The sequence below is a fragment of the Rheinheimera mangrovi genome, from assembly GCF_003990335.1.
GTDB lineage: Bacteria > Pseudomonadota > Gammaproteobacteria > Enterobacterales > Alteromonadaceae > Pararheinheimera > Pararheinheimera mangrovi.
This window is the reverse complement of record NZ_CP034683.1, coordinates 3,103,345-3,129,146: the sequence shown is the minus strand read 5'-3', so window position 1 is coordinate 3,129,146 and position 25,802 is coordinate 3,103,345. Positions and strand designations below refer to the sequence as shown.

Annotated in this window: 27 protein-coding genes; 16 read left to right on the top strand and 11 right to left on the bottom strand. The window is 46.9% G+C overall.

Going from position 1 to position 25,802, the window contains the following annotated elements; genetic code table 11:
* Nucleotides 1–11 precede the first annotated feature (11 nt).
* Both EK374_RS14070 and cobB read right to left on the bottom strand, forming a co-directional pair.
* Nucleotides 12–2,015 (bottom strand): PhoX family protein, encoded by a 2,004-nt coding sequence (locus EK374_RS14070; RefSeq protein ID WP_127024863.1) that lies wholly within the window; start codon nt 2,013–2,015, stop codon nt 12–14.
* Nucleotides 2,016–2,529: 514 nt separating this feature from the next.
* A complete protein-coding gene (cobB, locus tag EK374_RS14065; RefSeq protein ID WP_127024860.1) occupies nt 2,530–3,234 on the bottom strand; it encodes a Sir2 family NAD+-dependent deacetylase in 705 nt (234 codons plus the stop codon).
* 109 nt (nt 3,235–3,343) lie between these two features.
* Between cobB and dkgB the strand changes: the two genes are divergently transcribed.
* The 9 genes from dkgB (at nt 3,344) to EK374_RS14020 (ending at nt 11,675) form a co-directional block, all read left to right on the top strand.
* Entirely contained in the window at nt 3,344–4,159 is an 816-nt protein-coding gene (gene dkgB / locus EK374_RS14060) for a 2,5-didehydrogluconate reductase DkgB (RefSeq protein ID WP_127024857.1), read from the top strand.
* A gap of 250 nt (nt 4,160–4,409) precedes the next feature.
* Entirely contained in the window at nt 4,410–5,315 is a 906-nt protein-coding gene (locus tag EK374_RS14055; protein WP_127024854.1) for a diguanylate cyclase domain-containing protein, read from the top strand.
* A 58-nt stretch (nt 5,316–5,373) separates the two neighbouring features.
* Nucleotides 5,374–5,973, top strand: coding sequence for a PepSY domain-containing protein (locus tag EK374_RS14050; protein WP_127024851.1), 600 nt, complete (start codon nt 5,374–5,376; stop codon nt 5,971–5,973).
* Nucleotides 5,974–6,135: 162 nt separating this feature from the next.
* The gene (locus EK374_RS14045; protein WP_127024849.1) at nt 6,136–8,484 is read left to right on the top strand and encodes a catecholate siderophore receptor Fiu; all 2,349 of its coding nucleotides are present in this window, start codon (nt 6,136–6,138) and stop codon (nt 8,482–8,484) included.
* A 53-nt stretch (nt 8,485–8,537) separates the two neighbouring features.
* Nucleotides 8,538–9,218 (top strand): Fe2+-dependent dioxygenase, encoded by a 681-nt coding sequence (locus tag EK374_RS14040; RefSeq protein WP_127024846.1) that lies wholly within the window; start codon nt 8,538–8,540, stop codon nt 9,216–9,218.
* The gene (locus EK374_RS14035) at nt 9,215–9,889 is read left to right on the top strand and encodes an energy transducer TonB (protein ID WP_127024843.1); all 675 of its coding nucleotides are present in this window, start codon (nt 9,215–9,217) and stop codon (nt 9,887–9,889) included. The genes EK374_RS14040 and EK374_RS14035 overlap by 4 nt, the downstream gene beginning before the upstream one ends.
* Nucleotides 9,890–9,899: 10 nt before the next feature.
* A complete protein-coding gene (locus tag EK374_RS14030; RefSeq protein WP_127024840.1) occupies nt 9,900–10,628 on the top strand; it encodes a MotA/TolQ/ExbB proton channel family protein in 729 nt (242 codons plus the stop codon).
* A complete protein-coding gene (locus EK374_RS14025; protein ID WP_127024837.1) occupies nt 10,629–11,042 on the top strand; it encodes an ExbD/TolR family protein in 414 nt (137 codons plus the stop codon).
* Between the two features lie 141 nt (nt 11,043–11,183).
* Nucleotides 11,184–11,675 (top strand): glutathione peroxidase, encoded by a 492-nt coding sequence (locus tag EK374_RS14020; protein WP_127024834.1) that lies wholly within the window; start codon nt 11,184–11,186, stop codon nt 11,673–11,675.
* 261 nt (nt 11,676–11,936) lie between these two features.
* On the opposite strand, the gene EK374_RS14015 is transcribed toward EK374_RS14020, so the two are convergent.
* Nucleotides 11,937–12,899, bottom strand: coding sequence for a glycosyltransferase family 2 protein (locus tag EK374_RS14015; RefSeq protein WP_127024831.1), 963 nt, complete (start codon nt 12,897–12,899; stop codon nt 11,937–11,939).
* 60 nt (nt 12,900–12,959) lie between these two features.
* The gene (locus EK374_RS20695) at nt 12,960–13,286 is read right to left on the bottom strand and encodes a hypothetical protein (RefSeq protein ID WP_164731788.1); all 327 of its coding nucleotides are present in this window, start codon (nt 13,284–13,286) and stop codon (nt 12,960–12,962) included.
* On the opposite strand from EK374_RS20695, the gene EK374_RS14010 reads away from it, so the two are divergent.
* Together EK374_RS14010 and EK374_RS14005 are read left to right on the top strand one after the other, a co-directional pair.
* Nucleotides 13,266–14,045, top strand: coding sequence for a DMT family transporter (locus tag EK374_RS14010; RefSeq protein ID WP_233280258.1), 780 nt, complete (start codon nt 13,266–13,268; stop codon nt 14,043–14,045). The two genes, EK374_RS20695 and EK374_RS14010, sit on opposite strands and share 21 nt — an antisense overlap.
* A 117-nt stretch (nt 14,046–14,162) precedes the next feature.
* Entirely contained in the window at nt 14,163–15,377 is a 1,215-nt protein-coding gene (locus EK374_RS14005; protein ID WP_127024825.1) for a glycerophosphodiester phosphodiesterase family protein, read from the top strand.
* A 43-nt stretch (nt 15,378–15,420) separates the two neighbouring features.
* Here the strand turns inward: EK374_RS14005 and EK374_RS21070 are convergent, their stop codons facing one another.
* The 3 genes from EK374_RS21070 to EK374_RS13990 form a co-directional block, all read right to left on the bottom strand.
* Nucleotides 15,421–15,984, bottom strand: a complete 564-nt coding sequence (locus EK374_RS21070; protein ID WP_127024822.1) for an MBL fold metallo-hydrolase — start codon at nt 15,982–15,984, stop codon at nt 15,421–15,423.
* Complete coding sequence (locus EK374_RS21065) at nt 15,985–16,416, bottom strand: MBL fold metallo-hydrolase (RefSeq protein WP_127024819.1); 432 nt, start codon at nt 16,414–16,416, stop codon at nt 15,985–15,987. It lies immediately after the preceding gene.
* Between the two features lie 305 nt (nt 16,417–16,721).
* Nucleotides 16,722–17,621, bottom strand: coding sequence for a LysR family transcriptional regulator (locus EK374_RS13990; RefSeq protein ID WP_127024815.1), 900 nt, complete (start codon nt 17,619–17,621; stop codon nt 16,722–16,724).
* 104 nt (nt 17,622–17,725) lie between these two features.
* On the opposite strand from EK374_RS13990, the gene EK374_RS13985 reads away from it, so the two are divergent.
* The 3 genes from EK374_RS13985 to EK374_RS13975 are packed head-to-tail and all read left to right on the top strand — an operon-like array spanning nt 17,726 to nt 20,588.
* Nucleotides 17,726–18,949, top strand: coding sequence for an MFS transporter (locus EK374_RS13985; RefSeq protein WP_206099209.1), 1,224 nt, complete (start codon nt 17,726–17,728; stop codon nt 18,947–18,949).
* Complete coding sequence (locus EK374_RS13980) at nt 18,942–19,436, top strand: cyclophilin-like fold protein (protein ID WP_127024812.1); 495 nt, start codon at nt 18,942–18,944, stop codon at nt 19,434–19,436. Before EK374_RS13985 ends, EK374_RS13980 begins: the two co-directional genes overlap by 8 nt.
* An 18-nt stretch (nt 19,437–19,454) precedes the next feature.
* Nucleotides 19,455–20,588, top strand: coding sequence for an alpha/beta hydrolase (locus EK374_RS13975; RefSeq protein WP_206099208.1), 1,134 nt, complete (start codon nt 19,455–19,457; stop codon nt 20,586–20,588).
* Between the two features lie 43 nt (nt 20,589–20,631).
* On the opposite strand, the gene EK374_RS13970 is transcribed toward EK374_RS13975, so the two are convergent.
* The 4 genes from EK374_RS13970 to EK374_RS13955 all read right to left on the bottom strand — a co-directional run bounded on the left by EK374_RS13970 (nt 20,632) and on the right by EK374_RS13955 (nt 24,309).
* A complete protein-coding gene (locus EK374_RS13970; RefSeq protein WP_127024809.1) occupies nt 20,632–20,886 on the bottom strand; it encodes a hypothetical protein in 255 nt (84 codons plus the stop codon).
* Complete coding sequence (locus EK374_RS13965; protein ID WP_127024806.1) at nt 20,864–21,352, bottom strand: hypothetical protein; 489 nt, start codon at nt 21,350–21,352, stop codon at nt 20,864–20,866. The genes EK374_RS13970 and EK374_RS13965 overlap by 23 nt, the downstream gene beginning before the upstream one ends.
* 36 nt (nt 21,353–21,388) lie before the next feature.
* On the bottom strand, nt 21,389–21,712 hold the full coding sequence (locus EK374_RS13960; protein ID WP_127024801.1) for a DUF883 C-terminal domain-containing protein: 324 nt from the start codon (nt 21,710–21,712) through the stop codon (nt 21,389–21,391).
* Nucleotides 21,713–21,972: 260 nt separating this feature from the next.
* Entirely contained in the window at nt 21,973–24,309 is a 2,337-nt protein-coding gene (locus EK374_RS13955; protein WP_127024798.1) for a TonB-dependent receptor, read from the bottom strand.
* Nucleotides 24,310–24,479: 170 nt separating this feature from the next.
* Between EK374_RS13955 and EK374_RS13950 the strand changes: the two genes are divergently transcribed.
* The gene (locus tag EK374_RS13950; protein ID WP_206099207.1) at nt 24,480–25,253 is read left to right on the top strand and encodes a substrate-binding periplasmic protein; all 774 of its coding nucleotides are present in this window, start codon (nt 24,480–24,482) and stop codon (nt 25,251–25,253) included.
* A 68-nt stretch (nt 25,254–25,321) separates the two neighbouring features.
* Nucleotides 25,322–25,786, top strand: a complete 465-nt coding sequence (locus EK374_RS13945) for a DUF2846 domain-containing protein (RefSeq protein ID WP_127024792.1) — start codon at nt 25,322–25,324, stop codon at nt 25,784–25,786.
* The last annotated feature ends 16 nt before the right edge of the window (nt 25,787–25,802 follow it).

Below are 25,802 nucleotides of genomic sequence, written 5' to 3'. Positions count from 1 at the left end.
CAAGGCGTAAGTTAAGAGCCTATGACGCCGCCATCATCTTTAGTGATAATCACAGTGGCAGACCGTGGTCTGCTGGTGCCATCGTTCGCTGGCCAGTTACTGGTGAACTGGGTTGGGGTCGAGCGATCGCCCGGGTGCTGGATATTCACAAACATGGTTTTTAAATCAGGTGTAAAAGCTAAACCTGTGACTTCTGCATCGACAGGGCCAACAAAAAAGCGTTTTACGGTGCGGGTGGCGGGATCTGCAACCAGCATCTGGTTATTGCCATAAGGGCCTTCACCTTGCTGAGAACCGCTCATATCAGTTTGGATCCACAGCAACCCGTTGGCACTGAAACATAAACCGTCCGGGCTTGCCATATGGTTATCTGCTGTCAGTGTCAGGTTAGTGCCTGGAGTGGCCGTACCTACATCACCTGCTAACAGGAAAATATCCCAGTTAAAACTTAAGCCTTGAGTTGCAGCGTTTTCTTTCCAGCGAATAATATGGCCAGTGGCATTATTGGCACGTGGGTTAGGCGCATCTATTTGCTCTGGTTTACGGCCGGTGTTGTTGGTCAGGGTAAAATACACTTCACCGCTTGTTGGATGCACGGCACCCCACTCAGGTCTGTCCATTTTAGTCGCACCAGCGATATCAGCTGCCAGACGAGTATTAATTAATAAGTCGGCCTGACTATCAAAAGTCACGCTGGCAGCAGCTGCTTTGGCCATCAGGGCCTGGTTATTAACATCTAAAGCCAGCCATTCGCCAGATCCGTCAGCGTTAAACTTAGCTACGTACAAAGTACCGTCATTTAATAAATGACCGCCAGCTGTGGCTTTAAAGTAGGCGGCTTTGGATACGTATTTATAGATGTATTCAAAAGTAGAATCGTCACCTGAGTAAACCGTAATGGGCTGACCTTCCACTACAGGTCCAAAAATAACACCTTCATGGCCAAAACGACCTAAAGCTGTACGCTTTTGTGGCACGCTGTCCGGGTTAAAAGGGTCAATTTCTACTATCCAACCGAAAGTGTTTGGTTCGTTACGGTAATCGTTGTACGAGTCTGCAGCTATAGTCGATGCATTAAAACGCTGGTACTGATCTGCACCCGAATCAGCTGTTTCCCAGTAGTAACGACCGTTTTTGCTGCTTACGCCATAACGTTTATGTTCGCGTGGCTGAGTGGCATCGGCATTCATAAAGTAGCCAGCCCAGTTTTCTTCGCAGGTTAAATAAGTGCCCCATGGCGTAAAGCCGTTACCACAGTTATTTAAAGTACCACGGGTACGGGTGCCGTCCTGGCTGTATTTTGTGACGACTTTGGCATTACCACGCACTGGTCCTGTGATATCCATAGGGGTCGCACCTGTAATACGGCGATTCAGCGGGCTGCCTTGCACCAGCTGGAACTGACCTTGCGCATCTTTTTTGATATGAGCCACAGTCACGCCATGAGCTGCTACTTCTTTACGCACTTCATCAGCAGGGCGTGGTAAACCTGTAGGACCCATAGGGTGTAGTACGTTGGCATCCAGATATTCATGGTTAAATACCAGCACACCTTCATCGCTGTTTTTATTGCTGCTGCGGGCGTCTATCGGGAAAAAGTGCATGCCGTCATGGTGGGCGCCTACTTGTTGTTCCATGTCCGAACCTGTGTTGGTACCTCCAGGCTGATAGGCTGGATAGCTACCAGTCAGTGGTGTGCCCATAGGTAAAAAGGGGCGTGCTGTATAACCAGCCGGAACTGTCGCTGTGTCTAAGCGGTTGGCTGCAATAGCTGTGAAACCTAATAACACGGGAGCAGGCTCAGGTTTAACACCAACAGGACCTGTGACAGGAGTTGCAGTGTCGCTTTCACAACCTACTAAAGATGTGCCCATAATAGTTGCAATGGCTGCACCTAATGAGCCTTTTAAAAAGCTACGGCGTGATGCCAGCACGGACTGAAAATCCGGGTTATCTGAAAAGTTTGTTTGTGGATCTACACCACTGTTATCGATCTCGAAATTTTTGTTCTGCATTTTGACTCCGATGTCGGTTTAATTAAAATCTGCCCGCGACATTAGAGCTGTTGCATGTTTCAGTAAGGTTACTTTTTGTTGATAAAATAAAGACGGCTATTCGACATTTATATGACAGTGTGGGGGGGGAGCCTTGTCGGGGACATGAGCGCAGTACAATAAATCTGCACTCATGTCCTGAATTTTTTTGCTGGTATCAAAGTTATCCACCACATTCTCTATGCCGGCGTCTTTACTATTCGGATCCTGCACAGCCAGCACCTTCATAGTAAATTGAATAGAAAAAACCTGCTTCCCGGGATTTTGTCTGGCAGCAAAGTGAAAGCGGAGGGGGATTTATCTGCTGTGTATAAAAGAGTCCTTTTTGGCCTGAGCGTCATCCTGATGTTTCTTTATTTAGCTGAATTTACGAAAACAGATACAAAACCTCAGTGCCCTTATTGGTTAAATTAAATGAGCTAATTGTGCCTCAGGCGGGGAGAGGCAGCTATGAGATTGCAGCCCAGCGCGGATTTCAGCTTAGTTTGTTCAGGTATGCAGGTACTATTTTAGCGGCCGGACCATAATAACCTTCGGCAAAATCACCACGAGTGGCTTCCATATTAAGTTCTGTGGTCAAAGCGCCGGACTCTGCAGCTATTTGTACAAAACCAGCAGCTGGATAGACCTGGCCTGAAGTGCCAATCGAGATAAACAAATCGGCCTGCATCAATGCATCTACGCATTCATCCATCTGATAAGGCATTTCTCCAAACCAGACAATATCGGGTCTGAGTGGTTGTGGAATTTTGCAGCAATGGCATAAGTCAGTGCTGGTTAAGTCTTTTAACCAGCTTTGGTTTTTGCCAGTGACCGGACATTTCACTTTTTGCAGCTGGCCGTGCATTGCAATCACAGACTCTGAGCCTGCTCTTTGATGCAGATTATCGACATTTTGAGTGATCAATAAAAAGCTGCCGCCTTTGGCTTTATGCTGTTGTTCAAAGCTAGCCAATGCCAGATGGGCCGCATTGGGTTTGAGTTTGGCATCCAGTAGTTGAGCGCGGCGCAAGTTGTAAAACTGATGAACCAGGGCCGGATCGCGCTGATAACCTTCAGGCGTGGCGACATCTTCAATGCGATGATTTTCCCATAAACCATTATTATCCCGAAAGGTTTTAATGCCGGATTCAGCAGATATACCAGCCCCTGTCAGCACTACTATGTTGTTAAATCGCATAAATCAAAGCCTTTGTTGCTGTCAGAGCAAAAGTGTTTTGTTGATGGTCCGGATTATTCAAAGTCTTGCCTAATGTATGCTACCGCCAACTTCAATGGAGAACCAGATCATGAACACAACTAATGAAAACACTATTCCTGTGTTAGGGGCCGGTACTTTTCGCTTAAAAGGCGATGATGCCTATCAGTCTGTGATCACTGCCTTAGAGTTGGGATATCGCCACATTGATACCGCTCAGATTTACGGTAATGAACAAGACGTAGGCCGTGCAATCCGCGACAGTGGCATTAAAGCCAGTGAACTTTTTGTCACCACAAAAATCTGGACAGAGTTTTTAAGCAAAAACAAACTCAACGCCAGCCTCGAGCAAAGCCTGGAGAAATTACAGCTGGATAAGCTGGATTTAACTTTAGTGCACTGGCCCTTGCCTGATGAAGTTCCGGTGCAGTCATATGTTGAAGCTTTAGCTGAAGCTAAACAAGCAGGTTTAACCCGGCTGATGGGCGTATCCAACTTTACTATTGCACAAACCAAAGCTGCGATAGACGCAGTAGGCGTGAAAGAGATCAGCACCAATCAGGTGGAACTGCATCCATTGTTACAAAACCGCAAACTGACGGTTTTTTTGAAACAGCAGGGCATTCAGACGACAGCTTACATGCCTTTGGCCTATGGCAAGGTACTGGCTGAACCACAGATACTGCAGGTTGCCGCTGAGCACCAGATAACTGCAGCACAAGTCGCTTTAGCCTGGTCGTTGCAACAAGGTTTTGTGGTGATCCCCTCTTCAACCAAAAGAGCCAATCTGGCAGAAAATTTAGCTGCGTTAACTGTGAAACTAACCGCAGAGAATATGTACCTGCTGGCTGAGTTAGACCGGAATGATCGTCAGGCTAATCCGGATTTTGCGCCAGACTGGGATTAACTGCATACACAGGCTTTGCCTTTAAGAACAGTGCAAAGGAGCCAAAGCAGGCTCCTTTGTTTAACATCTGCTGGTTATTGTCCTAACTCTTGTTTCAATTTTATCATATCCATTGTTTCTTTATTTTTACTCTGCTATTTTCCTTTTTATCAGCTCTTAAGCTGACCTATAGTTACAAGGCTTTAAGTCATTTTGACTGAGCTTGTAAAAGTATCTGGTGTTGCAGTTCAACAGATCAAACAGGAGTTGTATGCCAAGCTCGACGTTAGCCTCGTTAAGTGATTATATTGATCAGTTACTTGAAGCTATTTGTGTTGTGGATGCCAATGGATGCTTTTTGTACCTGAGCTCCGGCTGTGAGCGGATCTTTGGCTACAAAAGCACAGAAATGGTTGGCCGGCCTATGATTGAGTTGGTGCACCCGGAAGACCGGGATCGTACTTTGCTTGCTGCCAGTGAAATTATGGCGGGCGATCAAAAAATCGATTTTGAAAATCGCTATATCCGCAAAGATGGCCAGATTGCATATATTCAGTGGTCGGCACGATGGTCGGAAGACCAAAACGTTCGGGTGGCTGTTGCTCGCGATATCACCAAACATAAACAGCTGTTAGAGCAACTGCAGCATATTGCCTTTTACGATCCACTAACCCAGTTACCTAACAGAGCTTTGTTTGAAGACCGGTTGCACCAGTCATTAGCCCGTGCCAGACGTGAGCAGGGCATGTTGGCTTTATGTTTTATTGATCTGGATAAATTTAAAGAGGTAAATGATCAGTACGGTCATGCGGCTGGTGATTTATGCTTGAAAAAAGTGGCAGAACTTTTGTTGCATTCTGTTCGTGAAACTGACACCGTCGCCCGTTTAGGTGGCGATGAGTTTGTTATTGTGATGGATGCGGTAACCGAGCAATCCGCAGTGGTATCTACTTTGCACAACCTGTTGCTTCAACTGCAACAGCCCTTTGTATTTGAACAACATCAGTTGCAACTGTCTGGCAGTATAGGTATTGCGTTGTACCCTCTGCATGGCCAGGATCAAGCCAGCTTGTTAGCTGCGGCTGACCGGGCTATGTATAAAGCGAAACAAGCAGGTGGACTTCGGCTTTGTACTGCAGCAGAATCTCCACAATTAACCGGAAAAAATTACGGTTAATTTCACTCTTATTGCTGTTAAACTTTTGTTTATTCAACAATATTGAGTGTTAAATTTGATGTCCTTACCCCGTCGTCTGCATCGCTTTTTAGGTTGGTGTTTAATTCTACCTTTTTTTATCTGGGCGTTAACTGGCTTAGTCTTTTTTATCAAACCTGGTTATCAGGCCGCATTTTCATACCTGACAGTCCAGTCTTACCCTATCAGTAAAGCTATTCAAATCACCCCAAAACCAGAGTGGCAGGAAATTAAGCTGCTGCAAACTGTGCTGGGTTTACATCTGATGGTGAAACAATCAGATGGCTGGCAGCAACTGAACCCTGAAGATCTCACCCTGCGCTCAGAGCCTGCAGTGGATGACATACAACTGCTGATTAAAGATGCTATCCGTTTTGATCCGCAACGATATGGTCAAGAGTTACAAAAAACAGAGCAGGGATTCGTTACTGATACAGGGGTCACTATTCAGTTAGACTGGGCCAGCTTAAGTCTGTCACAGCAAGGAAAAGATACTGAATTAATTAATAATTTATACAAAGCTCATTACCTGCAATGGACAGGGCATAAAACATTGGATCAGATACTTGGGGTTGCCGGATTAGCAGTACTGATGTTAACCACTGTACTTGGGGTCTTGTTACTGATCCGCCGTCGTTAAAGGCTGTTTAATAGCTTTATCGCTGGGGAATACAAAAAAGTTCCTTCTAAATGAAAATTGTTTGCAAACAAGAATGATTCTCGATAGCATGCGCAGCAGGATCAGCGCCGATGCCGAAAAACTTATTGTTAACACTCTATTTTCAAAGAAGGACTTTATTCAATGGCTTTTATCACCGCTAAAAAACATCAGCAGGTGGCCCGTTTTAATACCACTTTGTTAGCATCGGCTTTCGCTTTAGCCTTACCAGCCACTGCAGCTGCCGGGCAACAGGATGCTGCTTCAAAAAATGACACTGAACTGGATGCTGTAGTTGTGACCGCTGATGCAGTGGAAGCAAAATACAAAGCTGAAAAAGCCAGCTCAACCAAGTTAACCCAGCCTTTAGTTAACACACCACAAACTCTGGTTGTGGTAAAAAAAGAGTTGTTCCAACAGCAGGCTGCAACCACCTTATCTGACACTTTACGCAATACACCTGGCATCACCATGCTTATGGGTGAAAACGGCAATACTGCCACTGGCGATTCCATTTTTATGCGTGGTTTTGATACCCAGGGCAGCATTTTTGTCGATGGTATCCGTGATTTAGGCACCATCAGCCGCGATACCTTTAATACAGAACAAGTGGAAATCGCCAAAGGCCCGGCTGGGGCTGATAATGGCCGTGGTTCCTCTTCTGGTTATATCAACTTATCCAGTAAACAAGCCACACAAGAAGAATTCACCACTGGCAATCTGACTTTAGGTTCTGGCTCCCACAAAAGAGCCACTGTGGATTTGAACCGACAGTTGTCTGACAGTTCGGCCATCCGGGTGAATCTGTTAAAGCAGGATTCTGGTGTTGTCGACCGTGATGAAGTCGAAGATAACAAAACTGGTATTGCTACTTCATTGGCTTTAGGTTTAGGCACAGCAACCCGTACTTATTTGAACCTGTTTCATGTTGATCAAAACAATCTGCCGGACGGTGGTATTCCTACTGTAGGTTTGGAGGGCTATTACAATGCCGCCTTTGATGCCGACCCAAGCAGCACTTTCCCAAATGGCGGCCCGAATGCCGGTAAAACACTGGCACCAGTGGATACCAGTAATTTTTATGGCTCAAAAAATGACTTTGATGATGTCAAAGCCACTATGGTGACGGCCAAAATTGAACATGATCTGAGTGATAAAACCACTATCCGCAACACCTCACGTTTTGGCCAGTCCACACAGGATTATTTACTGACAGGTGTCAATGCTATTACCACTACAACAGGAAGTGGCGCTGCGGCAGTGCCTATTGCTGATCCGGCTAACTGGACTATTTCACGTAGTCGTCAGGGTAAAGATCAGCAAAACCAGATCTTAACTAACCAGACTCAGTTAAATACTTCTGTGGAAGTAGCGGGTCTGACTCACGATATCAGCTCTGGTATTGAGTTTATTTATGAGAGTCAGCGCAACAATACGCTAGCCCTGCCAACAGGCGTCACTCAGGCTGCAGCAAATTTATATAACCCAAGCACGGACGATGTTTTCGTAAACCCGGTGCGTACTGGCGCCAGCACAGATGGCAGCACTTTAACTTCGGGTGTCTACTTACTTGACACTATCCATTTAAACGAGCAATGGCAGTTCAATGCCAGCGCCCGTTTTGAGCACTATAAAACTGAAACCGATACAGTGACTATTCAGGGCGCTGCCACACCACAAATAATTCCGGTAGGCACTAAGTTGGGATCTTCAGTGGAAGCCTCTGATAATCTGACCAGTTACAAGCTGGGTGCTTTGTACAAACCCGCCAGCAACGGCAGTCTGTATTTGTCGTATGCCACCAGCCAGTTACCGCCAGGTGGCGCTAACTTCACCTTAAGTGAAACAGCCGGCAACATTAATAATCCAAATTTGGATCCGCAAAAAGGCACCAACCTGGAGTTAGGCACCAAATGGGATCTGTTGAATGAAAAACTGGCGCTGACAGCTGCTGTGTTTAAAAGCACCAACAAAAATGAAATAGTCACTGAAGCGGACGGCACTGCAGTTCAGGTGGGTGAGCGTAAGGTGCAAGGTGTTGAATTAGGTCTGGTAGGGGCTATTACTTCAGCCTGGCAAATCAGTGCTGGTGCGGCTTATATGGATTCTGAAATAACCAGAGGCAATCTGTCTGGCCGCACTATTACAGACGGCGGTGTGATCCAATGGACACCTGAATTGACCTTCACCTTGTGGAATAGTTATGAGTTGCCTATGGGGCTGACCTTAGGTGCTGGTGTGCGTTACGTCGATACAGTAGTCCGTTCCAGCAGTACTGACTTAAATCTGGCCAAAACCTCTGTGGTGGAAGTACCAGATTATTGGGTAGTGGATGCGATGGCCTCTTACCCACTGACACCATACGTAGATGTGCAACTGAACGTCTATAACCTGTTGGACGAGGAGTATATGTCCTCTCTGAACAACGGTGGCTCAAGATATTATTTGGGTACACCCCGTTCGTTCCGTTTGGGTGTGAATGTTCAATTCTAAGGTTATTACTGGTACAAGGCCTCAGCAATGGGGCCTTTGATACAGGATTTTTTATGTTAATCCATATTCCGGACGTTTTAACTAAGGCTCAGGTGGCAGAGTTCAGGCAATTGCTTGACGCTGCGGACTGGACAGACGGTCGGGCGACCGTGGGGCCACAAGGTGCTTTGGTCAAACAGAACAAGCAACTTGCGGTCGAATCGCCTTTAGCCAAACAACTGGGCGCTGTGATTTTGCAGGCGCTGTATCAGCATCCGTTGTTTATGGCCGCCGCTATTCCGCTGCGCACTGTGCCACCATTGTTTAACAGTTATCAGGGCGGTGAACATTATGGTTTGCATGTTGACGGCGCTATCCGTGGTTTACCAGATTCAGGCTTAAGCTTAAGAACGGATTTGTCTTCGACCTTGTTTTTATCTGAGCCAGATCACTATCAGGGCGGTGAGTTACAAATAATGGATACCTTTGGTTTACATGAAATAAAACTGCCGGCCGGTGACTTAATTTTATATCCGTCCAGCAGCTTGCATCAGGTATTGCCTGTCACCAGCGGCGAGCGGGTATGCAGTTTTTTCTGGACCCAAAGTATGGTACGCAATGATCAACAGCGTTCAATGTTATTTGAACTGGATCAGACCATACAACAGCTGCGTTCGCAGCATGGCGATACCCCAGAAGTGTTGGCGCTAACCGGCCATTACCATAACCTGGTGCGTTTATGGGCTGAGCTGTGAAACGATCTGTCTCATTATTTTTACTGGTGCTGCTGCTGCATCTGAGTTTGATTGCTGCTGTGGTCAGTCACACCAGTGAACCACAAGCCAAAAAGGTCGAAAAGGCTATTGAAGGGGTCATTATTCCGGCTCCTGTTGCACCGCAGCCAGAAAAACCTAAGCCAAAGCCAGTTCAGCCAGAGCCTGTAAAAAAGCCAAAGCCCAAACCGCTGAAGCAGAAAAAAGCTGAAACCAAAAAAGCAGTCACTACCCCAAAGCCAGCGCCGATAAAACCTGCTCCAGTGGCGGAAGCATCCCCTAAAGCTGTCAGTGCGCCAGCACCTGTTGCCGTTGCGGCAAAAACCAAAACAGCGACCAAAGCTGCAGAGCCTGAAGCTGCAGCAACGCCGCCTGTGGCTTCAGCCAATAAAGCACTGAACAAAGCGCCTCTGTATCCGACCTTATCGCGCCGACTGAAAGAGCAAGGCACAGTCTACTTACAAGTGCTGGTGCTGAAAAACGGCAAAGTAGGGCAGTTAAAACTAAAACAAAGTTCGGGTTTTGCACGACTGGATCAATCGGCATTAAACGCAGTGCGGGGCTGGACTTACCAACCAGCGTTAAAGCTAGGTCAGCCGATAGATTACTGGTTTGTTCAGCCTGTAGTTTTTAATTTAAATTCAATTCACTAGCGAGTAAATCATGCAAGAAAATCCTTATGGCATTGCTGCACTTTGGGCACAGGGTGATTTCGTCATCAAAGCAGTAGCTGTGATGCTGCTGCTAATGTCTGTGGCCAGTTGGTCAGTGATTGTTATTCGTGCCATTAGTTTATGGCGCTTAAAACGTATCAGCAGAGCCAGTAATGATTTCTGGCATGCGCAGAGTTTTGTTGAAGGTGTACGTATTTTAAGTTCGGCCGATTCGGCCACCGGGCCTTTGAACCCCTTTCGTTATATGGCTGACGAGGGCCAGGCCGCTTTGGATCATCATCAAAGCCATCAACAGGACTTACACGGTAATCTGCCGTTAACCGAATGGCTAACCTCCTGCTTGCGTGGTGCCATAGATGAAAGTGCGGAGCAGATGCAAAAGGGCCTGGCTATTCTGGCATCTGTGGGCTCCACAGCACCTTTTGTCGGGTTATTTGGTACTGTCTGGGGCATTTATCATGCATTGGTCGGTATAGGTGTGTCCGGCCAGGCCAGCATCGACAAAGTTGCAGGACCTGTAGGTGAAGCATTGATCATGACGGCCTTTGGCTTGGCTGTGGCTATTCCGGCCGTGCTTGGCTACAACGCTTTGCAACGGGGTAATAAAGATGTTTTGAACAAGATGCACCGTTTTGCTCATCAGTTGCATGCTTATTTTCTGACAGGAGCTGCGCCTAAAAGCAGTAAAGTTGTAGTGCCATTAAAGGAGGCAAAATAAATGGCTTTTGGTGGCGGTTTGGACTCAGACAATGAAGTGATGAGCGAAATTAATATGACACCTCTGGTGGATGTGATGCTGGTGCTGCTGATTATTTTTATTATCACAGTGCCGGTGCTCACCCACAGTGTGAAGGTGGATTTACCCCGGGTCAGCAATGAAAAGCAGGAAATTAAGCCCCAAACCATCACCTTAACAGTCAAGGCAGATGGTGCTGTATTTTGGGATGAGACAGCTGTTGATGCGGCTGCACTTGAGCTCAAACTTGCTGAACAGGCACAAAAACAGCCACAGCCTGAAGTGCATATTCGGGGTGACAAAGCTGCGCCTTATGAGCATGTATTAAAAACTATGGCGGCTGTGCAGCAATCGGGTTTGCTGAAGTTAGGTTTTATCAGCGAACCAGCACACTGACACAGTGGTTTCGCTGTTCGTTTTTTTGCATAAGCTTTATCGATAAAATTAAATTGCATGCAATTTAATTGTTGGGCATTATGTTTGCACTTTCAGTCCTTACCGGATCCCGAACCGCAGAGCGCAACAGAGGAGCATCGTATGTCAAACCCAATTTTTGATTTAGCAGTCACCAATATCAAAGGCCAGCAGGTGGAATTAAAAGACTATCAGGGCAAAGTGCTGCTGATTGTCAACACCGCTAGCAAATGTGGTTTTACACCTCAGTACAAAGGCTTAGAAGAGCTGTACCAGAAGTACAAAGCCCGGGGCCTGGAGATTTTAGGTTTCCCTTGCAACCAGTTTGGTAAGCAGGAGCAGGGTAATGAAAGCGAAATCAGCGAGTTTTGTGAACTGAATTATGGGGTGTCTTTCCCTATGTTCGCCAAAATTGACGTCAACGGCCCGGACGCTTCGCCTTTATTTAAAAACCTCAAGCAACAAAAACCAGGTTTATTTGGCTCAGAATCCATTAAATGGAACTTCACTAAGTTTCTGATTGGCCGTGATGGCAAGGCGATTTTACGCGCAGCGCCGCTGACTAAACCCGAAGATCTGGAAGCTGAGATTCAACAGGCTTTAGCGACAAAATAAGGGGAATCCTAATCCCTTTCTTACTTGAAGCTGCAGCTGGCCCTGCAGGCTTTTTACAAGGACGTAAAATATAAAAAAACGCCTGACGACAAAGCTGTAGTCAGGCGCAAATACACAAGATTGGGATCGGTTGAATCAAAGACCTGTATCTTCTACAACCCGTTCAGTAGTGCAACAAGAACAAAACAGAGTGTGCGCCTATTCAGCGCTTTATATATTGATGTAAAACAATAAAAGCTTCACTCTGTTGTCACTTGTCCTTTAGCTTTTATTCCTCTCCCAGCGGAAAAAAAATGCAGCAAAAGCCAGATTTAATTTCTTTCGTGCTGAAAAACGTGGCGACCACCAAAATTGGCGCATCAGCGCTTTCAGTTGCTGCGCCAGTTGGCTTGGGAAGCTGTGCAGGGTTTTATTGTCCAGCTGCAATTTATAAAGTAAATAAGCTAAGTTAAACAATAAGATATGCCTCAACACCTCTGGCATTGACGGAAAAGACTGCTTTTGCTGTAAGCCTGTGAAAAAGCGCTGCAACTGTTGCTGATGCTCTGCATTGACATGAAAAGATGCACTGGCGGCGTGCTCGCGGTAGGCATAGAGTGGCAAGCGCAAATGGTAAAGTCGTTGTGCTGCCTGATATAAAGTGGGAATGGACATCATGTCTTCGCAAAAGGCAATGCCCGGAGGAAACTGAAAATCCGCCGCTATGCATCTGCGATATACCCTTAGCCATGGAAACCAGCGATTCGCCAGAAATACTTCGGTCATGGCTTTGTCTTTTGCCAACCAGCCTGTTTTGCGATGTAAATAACGTGGTTTTGCTTCATCAAGTGCGGAAGCCTCTGTAAAACGTTTGTAGCCCAATTCAATCAAATCAGGCTGATGCTGAAGGATCACCTGCAGCAAACTGCTGATATAACCAGGCAGTAGTATGTCGTCTGCATCGATAAAGCCAATGTACTGGCCTGTCGCGTGTGCTATGCCGTTATTTCTTGCGATGCTGACACCGCTATTGGTCTGACACAGCAGCAGGTAGCATTCTGGTTGCATTGAATTAGAAATATGCTGTTGTGCCAGTTCAAGGCTGCCGTCTGTAGCGCCGTCACAGACCAAAACCACTTGTACCTTTTCGGTCAGTTGCATATCAATAGAGTGCAGTAATTGCGGGAAATAACGCGCTGCATTGTAGAAAGGGACAATAACAGATAATACAGTGTTTGATTGCATAGTCCGGCTATCCGCTGAGTGGGGACAAGTAAAATGCAATTTTATCAGTCAGCAGCGGCCTTACACGAAAGGGTAACAGTTAGTAACTAAAGCGCTAAAACCTCTTACATAAAGCGCTTTTTTGATGCAGCGGCTGGTGTTGTGCAGTTGTTGTGACTGCCGGAATATCTGTGTTTCCAGTTCATGTTCGATCTTTGCTGCTTTTGCACTTGCTTTCGTTTGAGGATTTTTGAACACTAGCCCGCTATTTTCTGCATTATTCAGGGTTTTATGAAAAGTCTGGCTGCTCCCTCCCTTGATCATCCCACGAAGGGAATGTTGTGTATGTTGCTGGCTGTGGGGATGTTTTGTGCAATGGATGCCTGCATGAAACAACTGACGCAGCATTATGGTCCCATGCAAATTACCAGTTTACGGGCTTTATTCGCCTGGCCTTTGATTGTTGCCTGGCTCATTACCACCAACAGAGTGCAGCATCTACTTAATTCACGTTGGTCTTTGCATTTGTTGCGAGCCGTGCTTGGCATAGTGATGTTATCGGCTTTTGTCTATGCCATTCAAAGCCTGTCACTTTCTGATGCCTACGCTATCTTTTTTGCTGCGCCACTTCTTATTACCGCAATGTCGGTCTGGTTTTTAGGTGAACATGTGCAGGTACGCCAATGGGTAGCTATTACTATTGGCATGTTGGCAGTGATCTTTATGCTGAAACCTGAAGGAGCTCAATTGCTCAGTTTAGGTGCGCTGGCGGCTTTGGTGTCGGCACTTTGTTATGCCATTTCGGCTATTACTGTTCGGGTGTTGTCCCGCACAGACAATAGCGGCAACATGGTGTTCTGGTTGATGACCATGATAGGACTTGGCGCTGGTGCTTTGGCTTATCCGGATTGGGTGGCTTTGTCGTCCGATCATCTGTGGTTATTTGCGTTGATGGGATTAAGTGGTGCTGTAGGGCAGGTGTTTATTACCGAGGCCTTTCGTTTAGCTCCGGCTTCTGTGATTGCGCCTTTTGAGTACACAGCTCTGGTCTGGGGTTTAGGTTTTGATATCTTGTTGTGGCAGTTGTATCCGGACTTATCTTTGCTGATTGGTGCCGGAGTTATTGTGGCCAGTGGCCTTTATCTGTGGGCACAGGAAAGACGCTGATTTAAGCATTATGTTACAGCGTTAAACAAGAGATGGGCGGGGTAAACCAGGGCGCTTATGTCATGCTATTGTCACTCTGTGGTTTTAGTATGAAGTTTTGCGAAAGGTGTACTAACTATGCTGATACAAAAAGGTTTATTCCTGCTGCCTCTGAGCCTGCTGTCTGTCACTTTATGCTCAGGTGTTGCTGCAGCAGACAGCTGTGCAACTCCACCTCTGGTGATTGCACATCGGGGGGCCAGTGGTCACTTACCTGAACATACGTTGGAAGCTTATATGCTTGCGATGCGGATGGGCGCAGATTTTATTGAGCCGGATTTAGTCCCGACCAAAGATGGGCAGCTTATCAGCCGCCATGAAAATGACTTAACCAATACGACTAACGTGGCGGTACTACCGCAGTTTGCTGATCGTAAAACCACCAAGCGTATTGATGGTATTCCTATTACCGGCTGGTTTAGTGAAGATTTTACTCTGGCTGAAATTAAGCAACTGAAAGCGCGTGAGCCTTTGACTGCACTGCGGCCTCAGGGCGCTGAGCATAACGATCAGTATGCCATTGCTACGTTGGCTGAAATTGTTGGTCTGGTAAAACAGTTTGAAGCCGATACAGGCCGTAAAGTCGGGCTTTATATTGAAACCAAACACCCGACGTATTTTCAGTATGAAGGAAAAACTCTAGAGGGTAAGGCTATTGCTATGAACATCAGCAAAAAGCTGGTGCAACAGTTAAAGCAACTGCGGTTTACAGAGCCCAAACGGGTTTTTATTCAGTCTTTTGAAGTGCAAAACCTGTTGGAGTTAAAACAGCAGTGGATGCCGGAACTCAAGGTTCATTTTCCGCTGATCCAGCTGATTGGCGATACCGAAAAAGCCTATTTGCCACCGAAAGACAGTTTTTCTGTGCCTTATGATGTGTTCTATCATCAGCAGCAAGGTACTGATTTAAAGGCTGTATACCCGCAAGACACTGGTTTTTTAGCGGCCGCCGCTCAGCCGCTGGATTATTCCGCCTTACTCAATGCTAAAGGGCTTGGTTTTATGCACAGCTACGCCGCCGGTATTGGGCCATGGCGCAGCAGTATTTATCAGAAGTACAGTTTGACGTTAAAGCCTTTTATCAAAGCTGCCCAGCAACAGGGCTTAAAAGTGCACCCTTATACCTTTAGGGCTGAAGCCAATTATTTAATGGCAAAAGACGCCAAAACCACATTCAGCTTTGATGAAGAAATGCAGGCTTTGTTTAAACAGGGCATAGACGGAGTATTTTCCGATTACCCTGATTTAGCCTTAAAAAGCAGGGCTTTGTTTCAGCAAAGCTGCGGGCTTTAACCATGGTCGTGAGGTAGTTCCCTCTAAACCATGCTGCTTTCTGTCAGAGAGCAGCTTTCCACCACGGCTTAATTGACTGCTCTGTGCTATCAAAATAAATAGGTTGTCCTATAACCGGAGTCCTGAGCTGATAGTCATAGTTTTGGCTGGCCTTTGACAAGCGCTCGAATGGCTCGAACCAGTCATGAGGCGCCAGAGTGAAACGCCCGACATGGGCTGGAGTCATGGCCTGAGCGTCGAGGTCATCGGCCGCCTGGGCAGCTTGTTCCGGAGTCATATGCAAATGTGCCCAGCGTGGATCATACTGACCACTATCCAGCGTCACCCAATCAAAGGCACCGTATTTACTGCGGATCTCCGCAAAGTGGGAGCCATAGCCTGAATCACCGCTAAAAAACAGCCGGCGTTGCTGGCTTTCTACGACAAACCCTAGCCATAAAGATTGGTTGCGGGTAAAAGTACGGCCTGAATAATGACGGGCAGGAGTGGCATGTAGTTTCAGGTTTTCACTGATCTGTAGTTCAGCATACCAGTCCAATTCATTGATAATGGCTGGGTTGTAACCCCATAACTCAAAATGCGATCCGACGCCTAAACCTGTAACCACCTATTTAACCAAGGGCTTTATTGCCAAAATGGTGTCGTAGTCCAGGTGATCATAATGGTCATGGGTAATGAGTAACAAGTCCAGTGTCGGTATATCTTCAGCGGAATACAAACTGGTGCCGTCAAAGGCTTTAATCATGCTAGGCACTGGTGCTGCATAGTTGCTAAACACTGGGTCAATCAGCATGCGTTTGCCACCCAGTTGCAGATACCAGGAGGAGTGGCCTAACCAAATCGCCAGATCATCCTTGGGATTGAGGGCAAACAGGTCAGTCTTTTCTGCGGGGATCAGATGTTCAGGCCGGGTTATTTTCTTTTCGACAAGCCAGTTTTCAATGCGGATAGATAATTGCGTCGCGCCGTTGGTTAAAAAAGGTGTCTCAGCCTGGTTTTTGAACGCGCCTTGAGCATAGTTCGGAGAGGCCTGGATCATTTCCAGCTTGGCTCCATGCGGTAAAGTGCCGAATAAAGCATGTTGAAAATAGGCATAAACTAAGCCTGCTATCAGGGCTAGCAGGCAGATAAATCCAATAAATAGTTTTTTATCATGTAGTCACTCTGGTTGTGTACGGCAGTTCTTTGCTGCCTGAACTGACGACCGAATTGTTAAATTGATACTGCAGTGGTATTGCCATAGTAACGCCATTGTACCGCCGAGGCGGCCCGTTGATTAGCGGCATAAAACTTTATGCAGTCATGAGTAAATTTCAACAATCATGGTATTTACTGTGCGACAGGCTATTTATTTTCTCTGTATCTGATGGCATCTACAAAAGCCATAAAAGCAGGTGAAGCTTGACGGCGATTTGGGTAATACAAATGGTACCCCTGAAAATACGGGCTCCAGTCGGTTAGGATCATTTTTAATCGGCCATCTGCCAGATAAGGTGCCACCAGAGGTTCTGGTACATACGCTAGTCCAATACCATCCACAGCCGCATTCAGCACATGCATAATGCTGTTAAACACCAGCGGGCCTTCCGCCTTGACGGTAAAAGAGCGTTGGTCCTTTTCAAACTCCCATGCATAAATAGACCCGGCCACTCGATGGCGGATATTAATGCAGCTATGTTCTGTCAGCTTATCAGGTGTAATCGGTGCTGGGGTTCGCTCAAAGTAATCGGGAGAACCTACGACAACCAGCCGCCAGTCTGGGCCTATGCGCACAGCAATCATATCTTTACTAATGGATTCTCCAAGCCGGATCCCGGCGTCAAAACGCTCTTCTACCAGGTTGGTAAAGCCATAATCAACATAAAGCTCCAGTTGGATCTCAGGGTAGTCCCGTAGAAAATTTGCCAGCATAGGGCGTAAATGCAGCTGGATTTGATCATCAGTGCAGGTCAATCGAATCGTGCCTTTGGGTTTATCTCTGAGTTCAGCCAAAGCATCCAGTTCGGCGTTGATCTGCTCAAACAAAGGCGTGATAGATTGCGATAAACGTACACCAGCTTCGGTTAGCGAAACATTGCGTGTTGTTCTGGTAAGTAAACGCACCCCTAAGCGTTCTTCCAGCGCACGGATGGTGTGACTCAAAGCCGAAGGCGTAACCCGCAGTATAGCTGCAGCTTTGGTAAAACTTTGCTGCTGTGCTACCGCCAGAAAGGCCTGTAAATCGTTCATCTTATTTTGTGCCATTGCTGAATTTTTCTCACAACTACATGAAGATTATGTCTACTAATCAAATTATGAAAGCTCTGTCAAGATAAAGCCATGTTTTTGGTCCTTGAAGACGTGATGAAATGAACAGCCTTACTCATAGTTCCGGTATTTCTGAGACGGCAAATAGCTGGAGCAGCGTACTTGCCATGTCAGTGTGTGCCTTTGCGCTGGTCGCTTCAGAGTTTCTGCCTGTGAGTTTGTTAACTCCTATAGCTGAAGATTTACGCGTAACTGAAGGGTTGGCAGGCCAGGGGATCGCCATCTCCGGCTTGTTTGCTGTGCTGACCAGTCTGTTTATTTCTCCACTTTCTGGCAAGCTCAACCGTAAAACCTTATTGCTGGGACTGACCGCAGCCATGGGCTTGTCAGGCGCTATTGTTGCCTTTGCGCCTGACTATCAGGTCTATATGCTCGGCCGCGCACTGATTGGGGTTGTTGTCGGCGGGTTTTGGTCCATGTCTGCCGCTACCGCTATTCGACTGGTGCCGACACATCAGGTGCCACGCGCCCTTGCTATCGTCAATGGTGGTAATGCTCTGGCTACGGTAGTTGCTGCGCCACTTGGTGCCTGGCTCGGGGCCACACTAGGTTGGCGTACTGCCTTTTTTTGTTTGGTGCCAGTGGCATTGATGGCGCTTGGCTGGTTGTGGCACACCTTGCCTTCGATGCCTGCCGTTTCTGATGCAGCTGGTTCTGGTCGCGCTTTTAAAGTTATTCGTTTACTTCAACGTCCCGGAGTGCTGCCTGGGCTTTGTGCCAGCAGTCTGATGTTTATGGGACAGTTTGCTCTTTTCACTTATCTGCGGCCATTTCTGGAAACCGTGACCGCAGTGCAAGGCAGCACTATCTCGTTTTATTTGCTGGTGATCGGCATTGCAGGTTTTATTGGCACCTTATTGATAGGGCAAGTGCTGCAATGGCGCTTTTATCAGACTCTGGTTGTCATTCCTGTGTTGATGGCACTGACTGCTCTGGCACTGATAGCGTTTGGCGATTGGAATACTGCTGTCCTTGCTTTGCTTGGGTTGTGGGGACTGACTGCAACTGCGGCTCCTGTCGGCTGGTGGGCCTGGATAGCTCAGATTTTTCCGGATGATGCCGAAGCGGGCGGTGGTCTCTTTGTTGCTATGGTGCAGTTATCTATTGCGTCAGGTTCGACAGTCGGCGGTTTACTGTTTGACCACAGCGGCTATCAAAGTAGCTTTTTACTTAGCGCTACCCTGCTGCTAATTTCTGCTGGCTTGACAGTCATCGCCGCTCGCACTGCAGCCATAACAAAGCCGAAGGTAGGTTCAGATGACTAAAACATCTGATCACTTCTTCATTATCCGGGCTTTTGCTGCACTGCTTATTCTGATTGCCTGCGCTTTAGTGCCAATCGCCCATGCCGATGTCAGTTCGGAGGAGGTCCCAGTGTCCAAGATACAAAAGGTGTACAAGATACAAATTGAACTGGATGGCGTAGTGATCTCTGCCACTTTGGATGATAACCCGACAGTGCGGGATTTTATTGCCCGCCTGCCGTTGACACTGAAGCTTAAAGATTACGCTTCTACCGAAAAAATCGGTTTTTTGCCGGACAAGTTGACCACTCAGGGAGCTCCTTCCGGCAGCACACCAGCCGTTGGCGATATCAGTTATTACGCCCCCTGGGCCAATCTGGCTATTTACTATAAAGATTTCGCTTATTCCGCAGAGCTTGTCAAGCTTGGACGCGTCAGCAGCGGTATAGAGCGCCTGAACTTCAGCGGCGAAAAACACGCCACTATCAGCCTTATTCACTCTAATTAAGCCATAAGGAGAAAGACCATGAACAACGAGCAATCCCAGATGAAACATGCCGGACAACCGGACACAGGCCGGCGTAATTTATTAAAAATGACAGGTGTAGGTATTGCTGCAGCTTGTGTTGCGCCGTTGTTTTCGGCTGCAGCAGCTCCAGTCTCCGCCGCAGCTCAGGCAGAACTCAAGCTTGGTACAGAGTGGGATAAAACCTTCGCCAAAAGTGACAAAGTGGAGCATAAAAAAGTCAGCTTTAAAAACCGTTATGGTATTAGGTTAGCTGCTGATTTATATCAACCCAAAAACCCAGGAATCATAAACAATGGCGGTAAGCTGGCAGCTATTGTAGTAGGTGGTCCTTTTGGTGCCATTAAAGAGCAGTCGTCTGGTTTATATGCGCAGACCATGGCAGAACGCGGTTTTATCACACTGGCTTTTGATCCGTCCTTTACCGGCGAAAGTGGCGGTGAACCACGCCATGTGGCCTCACCCGATATTAATACAGAAGACTTTAGTGCAGCCGTCGATTTTATCGGTCTGTTAGCTAATGTCGATCGTGAGCGTATTGGCATTTTAGGTATTTGTGGCTGGGGTGGAATGGCGTTAAATGCAGCTGCTGTCGACAAACGTGTCAAAGCAGTAGTGGCCAGCACTATGTACGATATGAGCAGAGTGATGTCTAAAGGTTATAACGACAGTGTGACCCCTGCGCAGCGCACAGCAACGCTTGAGCAACTGGCGCAACAACGATGGCTGGATGCAGAAAAAGGCAGTCCTGCCGCAGGGCCTGTTTCACTGGAGTTAAAAGGTGGTGAACCGCAATTTGTGTTGGACTATGCAGGTTACTATAAATCGAAACAACGGGGCTTTCACCCAAGGGCCATTAACTCTAACGCCGCATGGACTTTGACTAACGCCTTATCCTTTATGAATATGCCGCTGCTATCGTATATCAACGAGATTTCACCACGCCCACTATTGTTGGTCCATGGTGAAAAAGCGCATTCACGGTACTTTAGTGAAACAGCGTACGCCGCCGCCGCAGAGCCAAAAGAGCTGATGATTATCAAAGGCGCTAACCATGTTGATCTGTACGACCAGATGGATGTGATCCCTTTTGACGAAATGACCCGCTTTTTCCGCCAGCATCTGACGGCCTGAGTCTCGGCTTCAGTCTTGGCGCGCTTGCCTTTAGAGCTGAGGCTTATCCAATGAACCTGCTGATCCAGCGAAAACCAACCACACTGCGCAGCACTTTGACTGCGCTGTTGTGGCGTAATTGAAACAGGCAACCGGCACTGAAACTTAGCATCACCCCTGGTGTTGACCCTATAAAAGTCAGGGCACTTTGCGACCATTGTTGCTTTCTGAGCAGTAAAACCTGTTGTTGCTGCTGGCTTTGTTGTCTCAGCAGGTTCAGCTTTAATTGCTGCTTGTTAAGAAGCTGTTGAATGAGCATTGCTGTCCTCCGGTTTTGCGGCAAAAAACAAAAGACGTAATTGCTTTAATGTGTTCGAAAAGCCCACTTGCGACAATACATAACCCAGACTTTTCCAGCACCACAGCAATAAGGCAAACTGCAACAGCACTAAAGCTGCAGAAGTTATCAGTAGCGAGCTGCTGAGCTGAAACAGCAGATAACCCAGTACTAATAAAATACTGCCCCAAAGTAAAATCAAACCAGCACCAAAACAGACCACCAAAGCTGCAGCTATAGTCAGGCTGCGCCCGCTAAGCCGCCATTCTGCTGTGGCTATTTGCCCTGTCAGTTTCAACTGGCTGACATACGCCTGCTTAACAGAATGGCCAAGCGCTGCCAGATGCGCCAGTTGATCCAGCGCCTGTTCAGCACTCTGGCTCAAGGCAGCCGAGGCAGGCTGCCCTGGTTTTTGTGCAGGGGCTTCAGAGCTTTCCCGATGTTGCATAAATCCGCCTTGCTTAAATCGTGTTTCCAGAAAGCTTTAGTTACGGCGCAGCAAAGCAGTGAGCAATACACCAGCAGCAAAAGCTATACCTGCGGTTGCTAACGGATTTTGTGCCGCTAACTCACGGGTTTTACTGTAAGACAGTTGCAGTTGCTGTTTAATTTCTTCCTGTTTATGCGTCAGCGTTTCCTGCGAGCTGGCCGCTGTTTTGCGAAGCGTATCTTCTGCTACAGCAGCTTTTATCGCAACTGCGTCCACTGCATGATGGGCAGCTTCAATAGCTTTTTCCGTCACCGGCGAATTTAATGCACTGTTGCTTTTACTCTTCGCTTGTTCTGTTGCACTTTGTGAAGTGGCCATAAGATGACTCCTTGGTAAAGATTGTGAAATGCAGCAACATACTGCACTTTGCATCTTAGAGAGAGCAACGGCTGTGCCAAAGGTAGTTAACTGATTAAAAACAAGTATTTAGCTGATTTTGGTCTTTGGCCAAAGGTTTAAATGACTGTAGAACTTACCCGTTGCTGGTAATTTTTACATGGGGTGTGGAAGCCGTCAGGTAGCAGAAAATAAAAAGCCGGAGCTTTGAGGGCTCCGGCCTGTGTTCACTCTGAATTTGCTTAGAAATCCAGTTTTAAAGTCACAGTGGCAGTGCGTCCTGCACCTATGAAATAAGCGCCTTCCTGGCCGCCTGTTAAGTAGTTTTCGTCGTTTAAGTTGTTGAGTACTAATGAAAGATCTATGCCTTTAAACATATCGTTTGTCGACAAATCCTTGCTGTAACCGACGTAAAAATCCATCACAGTAGAGGCCGGAATTTCATCTTTATTGCCACCTAAAGCTGCGCCGAAGTAAGTGTCAGTGCGCTTGGCCGTTAAACCTGCACGGTAAGCGTCACCCTGATAACGCAATGACAAACTCAACATAGTTTCAGGCGAACCTGCCACTTTGTTACCTGCAAAAATTGCAGCAGGATTGACCAGAGGTTTACCATCAGGGCCATTGACCACATTGCCATCTTCATCCAGTACCAAAGCGTTGATGGTCTGGCTGTATTCGGCATTATTGCTGGTAAAGGCGCTGTAGATACTCCAGCCTTGCATAAATTCCCAGTTTAAGCTCGCTTCTAAACCGTTGGATTCAATACCACCCACGTTGACATAAGTACCGTCTAATTCGTTCAGGTAATCCGGGCCACCGTTTGCACCTGGTTGCAGCATGGTAATGCGGTTGTCAAACTGCACATCGTAGTAGGTCAAAGACAGGCTCAGATCGTCGCCAAAGTAGCGTAGACCTAAATCAATGTTTTCCGCAGTTTCAGCTTCAAGGTTAGCAAAATCCTGATCGGTTTCTAAAATGGCATCTCCGATAGCTTTAAAGTTTTCAGCGTAACCAGCAAAGACTTCGTAGCTTTCGTTTAAGCGATAAACAAGACCCAGGCTTGGCAATAAATCTGAATCGCTGTCCAGCTTGCCTTCGTTGCCTGCAACTATATTGTCTTTACGGCTGACATCGACATAAAACTGCTTCACGCCCAATGTGACAGTCAAGTCGTTCCAGCTGATTTGATCCTGCAGGTAAATTTTCTGAGTGTCAGTTTCATAACTGCGATCGTAATGCACCCAGTACGGCTGGTTGTCGAAATAGTGATACTGTTTCGGGTCAATCACGTTGTGCCAGTCGCGGCTTTCGTCGCGGTCTTGCTGTTCCAGCCAGGCACCTAAGCGCAGCTCATGATTATCCAGGCTCCACTTTAATTCAGAAGTCAGGCCGTAACGGTCTTTTTCATAGTGAGTGTGACGGTAAGAGGCTACGCGGGTAGCACCTGTTAAATCAGCATTTGGGTCCAGAATTGGCTGACCCGCAGCATTGATATACATATAAGGTGTTAATTTGCCGTTGCCTGTACCACGACTTACGCGATTGCCTGCAGCATCTTCCACATAGACCTGATACGGAGGCATCCAGTCACCGCGGCCAGATTGCATATGGACATAAGGCGTCACTGTCAGGTTCAGGCTGTCTGATAAATCAGTATCAATTTTTACGTAGGTGAAGCTGTTTTCACGTAAGGTCGACCAAACTTCAGCAAAATTTTGATCGATATCCGGGTTACCAGTCCAAACGTTGGTCAGACGGTCCCATTCCGGATTATCAAAAAACTGAGCTAAAGAGACGGTGTTGTAGTTGTCTTCTTCAGTGTCATCGTAAGAAAAACGTGCTGTGATAGTGGTGTTTTCAAGTTCTGTCACCGTTTTCACTTCACCGTGCAAACGGTCAGTAAAGCCATTGCTGCCTGAACCTATCCATCTGTTGTTAAAGCTGTCTGACAAGCTGAAATACGCTGTGGTATTGCCACCAATCTGGCCTGTGTCAAAACGGGTGTAATAACGGCGGGCATTGTGATCGCCGCCTGTCACACCAATGGACAGGTTTTCTTCGGCCAGTGGGTTAGCTGATACAAAGTTTAAAGTGCCACCTAAAGCGTCCAGTGATGCCGATCCGATATCGGACGTACCCTGACCCACTTCAACATAAGCGGTGTTTTCTGTATCCAGGTAACGGTTGGCTTTACTGCCTCCACCATAACCTGAACCACCATTAGGTAAACCATCGACGGTAATACCCAGCTGCTGTTCACTGCCGTTCACATTAAAACCGCGCATTGAAATAGTGGTTGACCAATCATCACCACCAAAGGCATCACCCTGGCCGATACTGATACCAGGCAGTTGACTGACTAAATCCAGCACGTTGCCTATAGGCGCTTTGGTATGTTTTATGGCTTCGTCTGTGCTGTTATTGGCATAACTAATACGTTTGCCTGTGATGGCCAGTACTTCGACTTCCTGCTCGTCAGCTGCAGCAACTGCGGCTTCTTCTGCTGCCACAGATGCTGATAAACCCAGGGCTGTACTGATCGCCAGAGCGAGCAGATGTTTGTGATGTAATGCCACGTTGAACTCCATTTTGTTGTTTGAATTGAGGAAAACGCGAACATTCTGGAGTGGTCTGATTACAGCCCAGTGAAAGGCAGGTGACAAAATGAAGTAATTAAAGTGTAAGTTTTATGAAAACTCCTTGGCCTGATCTGCAGTTTACGCAAAGAAAAAACTGGAGTTTTCGCATGACTCTGGCCTATGCTGGAATTGAACTGTGGAAGGTGAGTTTGATGCAACAACTGCTGTATCTGGGATTGATTTGTGTTGCCTTATGGGCTGCTCCTGCAAAGGCGCAGCAACTGCAGCTTTTGGTGGGGATGGAAAAACCACCTTATATTCAAGTACAGAGTCAAACGGGCTATGAGCTTGATTTACTTAAAGCTGTGGTTAAACGTATGGGGTTTGACAGCCAGTTTATTCATGTACCAAACGGCAGGTTATTAACTTTATTCAACGATGGCCAGGCTGATTTAGTCTCCTTGCAGCGTGGCACGCCTGCTGGCCTTTATGCCACCCAGCCTTATATCAGTTATCAGAATATTTTGATTGTCCGCCAGGACCTGCACAAAGATATTTTAAGCCTGAGTGATCTTGTCGGGCTTCGCGTTATGGCCTTTCAAAATGCCAGGCAATTTTTGCCACCCGACTACGCCGAAGCCATAACCAGAACCAGCAGCTATCTGGAAGTGGTAGAACAACACCAACTTCCTGCGCTGCTGTTAAAAAACCGGGTCGATGTGCTGGTGATGGACCGAAATATATTTCTGCACTATTACCGTAAAACAGCACCTAGTGACAACAGCCTGAAAATTTTGAGTTTTTTTCAATCAAATCATTACCATATGTTAGCCCGTACTCCGGAAGTGGCAGAGCGCTTTAACAAAGCGCTGGCTGAAATAAAACAGTCGGAGTTATTTAGTCAACTGCAGCTGAAATACTTTGCGGAGTTAAATCAATAGGGGAAAGGCCTGGTACTGTGTTGTTGCGAAAGTGTGGACATGCATTTAGTTGAAAAGGAATGTTGTCGATGTTTAACAAATTTGTTTTTTCGTTAGTGATGATTGCATCACTGTCAGGTTGCAGTGCAACGGGCCCTAAGTTTACTCAAACGGAAGCGGCCGAGGCGAATAAAGCTAAGGTCTATTTCTATCGACCTTGGGCCATGCTGGATGGCGCTGCCGCTCCGACAGTGCAGATCAATGGGGTCGATAGTTTTAGCATCAGCAATGGCGGCTATCATGTTTTGGATCTTACTCCTGGCAATACGGTAATTGCAGTTAAAGAGGGGGGGCTTATGTCTAACTGGCGTGCCGGGCCATTGCAAATAGTGCTCGATGTTCAAGCCAATAACCTCTATTTTGTGCGCTTATCTGCTGAGCTTGCTAACGCAGCTTATGTTGGGAACCTGGCGAGTTTTTCTGGTAAATACTCGCTTGGACTGGTGACTAAGGAAACTGCATTACAAGAGTTGCATGAGACGAAGAAAAATTAACAAGGCAGCAGGTACA